Source organism: Nocardia sp. NPDC057455 (genome assembly GCF_042802775.1).
Taxonomy (GTDB): domain Bacteria; phylum Actinomycetota; class Actinomycetes; order Mycobacteriales; family Mycobacteriaceae; genus Nocardia.
The window spans coordinates 20,980-28,243 of sequence record NZ_JBHVDM010000087.1 but is presented as its reverse complement, the minus strand read 5'-3'; the positions used below and the strand labels follow the sequence as shown (position 1 = coordinate 28,243).

Here is a 7,264-nt window from a genome sequence, read left to right as displayed (position 1 = left end):
TCCCGAAGGAGCGGCGCCGTTCCCAGCGATTCAGCGAATCACTTGATGATCTTCGTGACGCGACCGGCGCCGACGGTGCGGCCACCCTCGCGGATCGCGAAGCGCAGACCCTCGTCCATGGCGACCGGCTGGATCAGCTTGACGAGCATCTCGGTGTTGTCACCGGGCATGACCATCTCGGTGCCCTCGGGCAGGGTCACAACGCCCGTCACGTCAGTCGTACGGAAGTAGAACTGCGGACGGTAGTTGTTGAAGAACGGGGTGTGGCGGCCGCCCTCGTCCTTCGACAGGATGTACGCCTGGCCCTCGAACTCGGTGTGCGGGGTGGTGGTGCCCGGCTTCACGACAACCTGGCCGCGCTCCACGTCCTCACGCTTGATACCACGGACCAGCAGACCGACGTTGTCGCCCGCCTGACCCTGGTCGAGCAGCTTGCGGAACATCTCGATACCGGTGACCGTGGTCTTGGTCTTCTCCGGGCGGATGCCGACGATCTCGACTTCCTCGTTCACGTTGATCACGCCACGCTCGACGCGACCGGTGACGACGGTGCCACGACCGGTGATCGTGAACACGTCCTCGACCGGCATCAGGAACGGCTTGTCGGTCTCACGAACCGGGTCCGGGATGGACTCGTCGACCGCGGCCATGAGCTCCAGCACCGACTCCGACCACTTCGGGTCACCCTCGAGCGCCTTCAGACCGGAGACCCGCACGACCGGCGCGTCCTCGTCGAACTCCTGCGAGGCCAGCAGTTCGCGGACCTCCATCTCGACGAGCTCGAGGATTTCCTCGTCGTCGACCATGTCGGCCTTGTTCAGCGCGACCAGGATGTAGGGCACGCCGACCTGACGGGCGAGCAGCACGTGCTCACGGGTCTGCGGCATCGGGCCGTCGGTGGCGGCGACCACGAGGATGGCACCGTCCATCTGCGCCGCACCGGTGATCATGTTCTTGATGTAGTCGGCGTGACCCGGGGCGTCGACGTGCGCGTAGTGGCGCTTCTCCGTCTGGTACTCGACGTGGGAGATGTTGATCGTGATACCACGAGCCTTCTCCTCCGGCGCCTTGTCGATCTGATCGAACGCGAAGCTCTCGTTCAGATCCGGGTACTTGTCAGCCAGCACCTTGGTGATCGCTGCGGTCAGCGTGGTCTTGCCGTGGTCGACGTGACCGATGGTGCCGATGTTGACGTGCGGCTTCGTCCGCTCGAACTTCGCCTTCGCCACTGTTTGTCCTCCTGGACTTGTTGGTGCGTGCAGTTGCAGCAGTGCGGGGTCATCCCCGCGGACACGGGGAAAGGGGTATTACAAACGCCCGGGAGCCATTTACTCGCCGGTCGCCTTGGCGATGATCTCCTTCGACACGTTGGCCGGAACCTCCGCGTACGAGTCGAACACCATGGAGTAGTTCGCCCGGCCCTGGGTCTTCGACCGCAGGTCACCGATGTAACCGAACATCTCCGAGAGCGGAACCAGCGCCTTGACGACACGGGCACCACTGCGTTCCTCCATGGCCTGGATCTGACCACGGCGGGAGTTCAGGTCGCCGATCACGTCGCCCATGTAGTCCTCGGGCGTGGTGACCTCGACCGCCATCAGCGGCTCGAGGATCACCGGACCGGCCTTGCGAGCCGCTTCCTTGAGCGCCTGCGCGCCCGCGATCTTGAACGCCATTTCCGACGAGTCGACGTCGTGGTAGGCGCCGTCGAGCAGCGTGACCTTCATGTTGACCAGCGGGTAGCCGGCGAGCACACCGTACTGCATGGCGTCCTGGGCGCCCGCGTCCACCGAAGGGATGTATTCCTTCGGCACGCGGCCACCGGTGACCTTGTTCTCGAACTCGTAGTGCGCGCCGTCCTCGCCGACGAACGGCTCCAGCGCGATGATCACCTTCGCGAACTGGCCGGAACCACCGGTCTGCTTCTTGTGCGTGAACTCGAGTTTCTCGACCCGCTTGGTGATCGTCTCGCGGTAGGCCACCTGCGGCTTACCGACGTTCGCCTCGACCTTGAACTCGCGCCTCATCCGGTCGACCAGGATGTCGAGGTGCAGCTCGCCCATGCCGCCGATGACGGTCTGGCCGGTTTCCTGGTCGAGCTTGACCGAGAAGGTCGGGTCCTCTTCGGACAGACGCTGGATCGCGGTGCCCAGCTTCTCCTGGTCGGACTTGGTCTTCGGCTCGATGGAGACCTCGATGACCGGGTCCGGGAAGGTCATGGACTCGAGCACGATCTGGTTCTGCGGATCGCACAAGGTGTCACCGGTGGTGGTGTCCTTGAGGCCGATGACCGCGTAGATGTGGCCCGCCGAGGCCGCGCCGACCGGGTTCTCCTTGTTGGAGTGCATCTGGAACAGCTTGCCCAGACGCTCCTTCTTGCCCTTGGTCGAGTTGATGACCTGGGCGCCGGAGTCGACCTTGCCGGAGTACACGCGGACGTAGGTCAGCTTGCCGAAGAAGGGGTGCACCGCGATCTTGAACGCCAGGGCCGCGAACGGCTCGTCGGCGCTCGGCTTACGGGTGAGCAGCTCCTCTTCCTTGCCGGGCACGTGGCCGGTGGTGGCCTCCACGTCCAGCGGCGAGGGCAGGTAGTCGATGACCGCGTCCAGCATGGGCTGTACGCCCTTGTTCTTGAACGCGGAGCCGCACAGCACCGGGTAGAGCTCGGAGGTCACCGTCAGCTTGCGGATGGCGCCCTTGATCTCCTCGATGGTCAGCTCTTCGCCGCCGAAGAACTTCTCCAGCAGCGCCTCGTCCGACTCGGCGACGGTCTCGAGCAGCTCCTGGCGGTACTGCTCGGCCTTCTCCTTCAGATCCTCCGGGATCTCGACGACCTCGTACTGCTCACCGAGCTTGGTCTCGCCACGCCAGACTTTGGCGTTGTACTCGACCAGGTCGATGATGCCCTCGAAGGTGTCCTCCGCGCCGATCGGCAGCTGGATGACCAGCGGCTTGGCGCCGAGGCGGTCCTTGATGGTCTGCACGGTGAAGTAGAAGTCCGCACCGAGCTTGTCCATCTTGTTGACAAAGCAGATCCGCGGCACGTCGTACTTGTCCGCCTGACGCCACACCTGCTCGGACTGCGGCTCGACGCCTTCCTTGCCGTCGAACACCGCGACGGCGCCGTCGAGCACGCGCAGCGACCGCTCCACCTCCACGGTGAAGTCGACGTGCCCGGGGGTGTCGATGATGTTGATCTGGTTGTCTTTCCAGAAGCACGTGGTAGCCGCGGAGGTGATGGTGATACCACGCTCCTGCTCCTGCTCCATCCAGTCCATCGTGGCGGCGCCGTCGTGGACCTCACCGATCTTGTAGGTGATGCCGGTGTAGAAGAGGATGCGTTCAGTTGTGGTCGTCTTGCCCGCATCGATGTGGGCCATGATGCCGATGTTGCGGACCTTGTTCAGGTCGGTGAGCACGTCCTGTGCCACGGAAATCTTCCCCGCTCGTAGCTAGTTGGGATTATCGGGGACGACCCTGTGGTCGCCTCTATGTCAACGCCGGACGCGGCCGGTGAGTGCCGCGTTCCGGCTGTGCCTCCCGACCCAGACGACGGGCCGGGTAGACGTCACCAGCGGTAGTGCGCGAAGGCCCGGTTGGACTCGGCCATCTTGTGAGTGTCCTCGCGACGCTTGACCGAGGCGCCGAGGCCGTTGCTGGCGTCGAGCAGTTCGTTGGCCAGGCGCTCGACCATGGTCTTCTCCCGGCGAGCCCGCGAGTAGTTGACCAGCCAGCGCAGCGCCAGGGTGTTGGAGCGGCCCGGACGGACCTCGACCGGCACCTGGTAGGTGGCGCCACCGACGCGGCGCGGCTTGACCTCGAGTGCGGGCTTGACGTTGTCCAGTGCGCGCTTGAGCGTGACGACCGGGTCGGTGCCGGTCTTCTCGCGCGCCTGCTCCAGCGCGCCGTAGACGATGCGCTCGGCGGTGGACTTCTTGCCGTCCAGCAGGATCTTGTTGACCAGCTGAGTAACCAGCGGCGAACCGTAGACCGGGTCGTTGATCAGCGGACGCTTGGGTGCGGGGCCCTTGCGTGGCATATCAGCTCTTCTCCTTCTTGGCGCCGTAACGGCTGCGGGCCTGCTTGCGGTTCTTCACACCCTGGGTGTCCAGCGAGCCACGGATGATCTTGTAGCGGACACCGGGAAGGTCCTTCACACGACCGCCGCGCACGAGCACCATCGAGTGCTCCTGCAGGTTGTGGCCCTCGCCCGGGATGTAGGCCGTGACCTCGACCGAGCTGGTCAGGCGAACACGCGCGACCTTGCGCAGCGCGGAGTTCGGCTTCTTCGGGGTCGTGGTGTACACGCGGGTGCACACGCCACGACGCTGCGGGCTCCCCTTGAGGGCCGCGGTCTTCGTCTTGGAGACCTTGTCGCGGCGACCCTTGCGGACCAGCTGGTTGATGGTTGGCATAGACCGGCTTTCCTTATTAGTTAACGCGGTGTGTGGACTTCATGTCTGTTTTTAGGTCGCGGTGCTCCCGGGGCCCTTCACGGAGAGGCAAGCTCCCGCTTCGGGCCCGTCGTTCACAACGCTGTCATCGAGCATTCACTCGCACGTCCGGCCACGTTTCTGGCGTCCCGAGGTCGGGCGTGTCGCGCGCGGCGCGGAGCCCTGATTCCGGGCACGCTGGAGTCGTCGGCCGCTTTCGCTGGCCTACGGTCACGCACGAACTTGCCCGCAAGCTTCCGGGCACAGCGATCCACGATACCCGTGGCCGGGACACAGGGTCAAAGCGGGTCGGTTCGAGGATCGTCTACCTGGCCAGGTTCAGGGTCATTTCCATCAACCTCTTCGCCGCGTCGCACGGATCGGGGTGCCCCGAGCCGGGCCGGTAATTGATCCACCAGCCGATCACGCCGTTGTCCGGCGCACTCGCCGTCACACCGCAGGAGGACGGGTCGTTCGGCCTGCGGATCTGCAGCGCGAGCGAACTCTGAATGGTGATGTTGGTGGTTTCGTAGCCGAGCTTGTTGTTCGTCTGCTTCTCGTTGCTCAGCGTCCCGTTCTCGTACCAGTTGAGCGTGGCCATCCCGTTGCCGCCGGGCGCGCCGATCAGGTCCCACATGCAGACCGCGCCGAAGAACGAGTCGCTGACCTGGACGCTCTCACCGATCGCCTTGCCGATCTGATCATGGGAGAGGATGTCGCATTCCCGCAGCAACTTGTCCAGCCTGGCGTTGACCGGCTGGCTCGCGCCCACCGGCTGCGCGGTTCCGGAAATAACCTGGCTGCACCCGCCCACGGACAACGCGAGGGCCACCGCGGCGGCGGCCGCGCCGCGCCTGCACAGGTCTCGGCCGACGTTCACTCCTCACCCCTCACTGAATCCGTTGCAGAGTCAGCTCGGCGAGAGCGCGGCTCCGGTCGCACGGGTTACCGGTCACCGAACCGTAGGATCCGATATTCGTCGACCATTCGAAGAAATCGTCACCGAGCTGCACCGCCAGATCGCAGATCGTTCGAGTCGGATCCAGGGCGGCGAATCCATCCCGCCCACCCACCTTTATCGGATCGGGCGCACGGCCTTCGACCGACACCCACGCCCGTTCCCGTTCGATGGGACTGCCCCGGTACGAAGCGAACGTGATACTCGGAGAACCGATTCCGGCCGACTGCCAGTTACAGCCGACCGCGTTGCGGAACACTCCGGAGATGCGGCCGAGGCCACCGAGATTGCGCACCTCGTCATCGGTCACGTGACCACACTCCCCCACGAACGGGCCGAGCGCCACCACTTTCGGCGCCGGGCGGGACGGACCCGAGTCCTCGGTCCCCTCCCCCGAACCACAACCCGCCAGTGCGAGCACCAAGGCTGCCGTGATGCCGACTGCCGACTTGATCCGCATGCAAAGAACTCTACCGACGCACTCGCCGGAGAGGCTCGACAAGATCGTCCGCCCCCGGATCACAGATTGCCCCTGGCCTCCTGCTCGCGTTCGATCGCCTGGAACAGGGCTTTGAAATTACCCTTGCCGAAACCGAGGGAGCCGTGGCGCTCGATCAGTTCGAAGAAGACCGTGGGGCGGTCGGTGAGCGGCCTGGTGAAGATCTGCAACAGGTAACCGTCTTCGTCGCGATCGACCAGTATGCCGCGGCGCTGGAGTTCTTCGACGGGGACGCGGACCCGGCCGATGCGGGCGCGCAGTTCGGGGTCCCGGTAGTAGGCGGCGGGCGTCTCCAGGAATTCGACGCCCTCCCGGCGCAAGGCGTCCACGCAGGTCAGGATGTCGCCGGTGGCGAGCGCGATGTGCTGGACGCCGGGGCCGCGATAGAACTCCAGGTACTCGTCGATCTGCGAGCGCTTCTTGCCGACGGCCGGCTCGTTGAGCGGGAACTTCACCCGGTGATTCCCGTTGGCGACGACCTTGCTCATCAGCGCGGAGTACTCGGTGGCGATGTCGTCGCCGACGAATTCGGCCATGTTCGTGAACCCCATGACCCGCCGGTAGAACTCGACCCACTCGTCCATCTGCCCGAGTTCCACGTTGCCCACGACGTGGTCGATCGCCTGGAACAACCGGGTGGGCGCGCCGTCACGTCGTTGGTAGTCGGAGCGGCGGGCGACATAGCCGGGCAGGTAGGGCCCGTAGTAGCCGGAACGGTCGACCAAGGTGTGCCTGGTCTCGCCATAGGTGGCCAGCGCGGCCGAGCGGACCGTGCCGAAGTCGTCGGTGTCGTCGCGTGGTTCGACCAGGACTTTCGCGCCGTGCGCGCGAGCCCACGCGACGCACCGGTCGACGTCGGGCACTTCGAGGGCGATGTCGACCACGCCGTCGCCGTGCCGATCGTGGTGGGCGACCAGCGGGCTGTCCGGATGCACCGCTCCGGTGATCACGAAGCGCGCCGCGCCGCTGCGCAGGACGAATGCCTTGTGGTCGCGATTGCCGGTCTCCGGTCCCGAGTACGCCTCCAACCGCATCCCGAAGGCGGATTCCATGAAGTGCGCGGTCTGCGTGGCGTTACCCACCACCCAGACCAGGGCGTCCCATCCGATGACCGGAAACGGGTCACCGCTGGCGTCGTGGTCTACCAACCCCACGAGGGTGCGCAGCTCGCGGTCGCTGGGGACGGCGCCGGACCGGGCGTCCGGCAGGTGCTCGATGGTCATGGTCCAAGGAAATCGCTGGGTCCACCGGGTAGGCAACAGCGTCGAATCTCGATAGTCAGGGTGGCGATTTCGTCTAGCAAATGGCGCATGATGCTGGACAATTTGAATAGCATCGATGAGACGGGCAGCAAGCCCGACCCCGGTGCTCGAA

At 65.2% G+C, this 7,264-nt stretch carries 7 protein-coding genes; all 7 read right to left on the bottom strand.

The genetic code is table 11. The features are described 5' to 3' along the window. Nucleotides 1–38 precede the first annotated feature (38 nt). Nucleotides 39–1,229 (bottom strand): elongation factor Tu, encoded by a 1,191-nt coding sequence (tuf, locus tag ACFU5M_RS27365; protein WP_040870253.1) that lies wholly within the window; start codon nt 1,227–1,229, stop codon nt 39–41. 99 nt (nt 1,230–1,328) lie between these two features. Further along, nucleotides 1,329–3,431, bottom strand: a complete 2,103-nt coding sequence (gene fusA, locus ACFU5M_RS27360; protein ID WP_379053754.1) for an elongation factor G — start codon at nt 3,429–3,431, stop codon at nt 1,329–1,331. Nucleotides 3,432–3,568: 137 nt separating this feature from the next. Continuing rightward, nucleotides 3,569–4,039, bottom strand: a complete 471-nt coding sequence (rpsG, locus tag ACFU5M_RS27355) for a 30S ribosomal protein S7 (protein ID WP_040739280.1) — start codon at nt 4,037–4,039, stop codon at nt 3,569–3,571. Between the two features lies 1 nt (nt 4,040). Beyond that, nucleotides 4,041–4,415 (bottom strand): 30S ribosomal protein S12, encoded by a 375-nt coding sequence (gene rpsL, locus ACFU5M_RS27350; RefSeq protein WP_040870256.1) that lies wholly within the window; start codon nt 4,413–4,415, stop codon nt 4,041–4,043. 343 nt (nt 4,416–4,758) lie between these two features. Further along, nucleotides 4,759–5,313, bottom strand: a complete 555-nt coding sequence (locus ACFU5M_RS27345; RefSeq protein WP_379053752.1) for a DUF3558 domain-containing protein — start codon at nt 5,311–5,313, stop codon at nt 4,759–4,761. Between the two features lie 10 nt (nt 5,314–5,323). Then, nucleotides 5,324–5,851, bottom strand: a complete 528-nt coding sequence (locus tag ACFU5M_RS27340; RefSeq protein ID WP_379053751.1) for a DUF3558 domain-containing protein — start codon at nt 5,849–5,851, stop codon at nt 5,324–5,326. Nucleotides 5,852–5,910: 59 nt separating this feature from the next. After that, entirely contained in the window at nt 5,911–7,113 is a 1,203-nt protein-coding gene (gene hppD / locus ACFU5M_RS27335; RefSeq protein ID WP_379053750.1) for a 4-hydroxyphenylpyruvate dioxygenase, read from the bottom strand. Nucleotides 7,114–7,264: the final 151 nt, after the last annotated feature.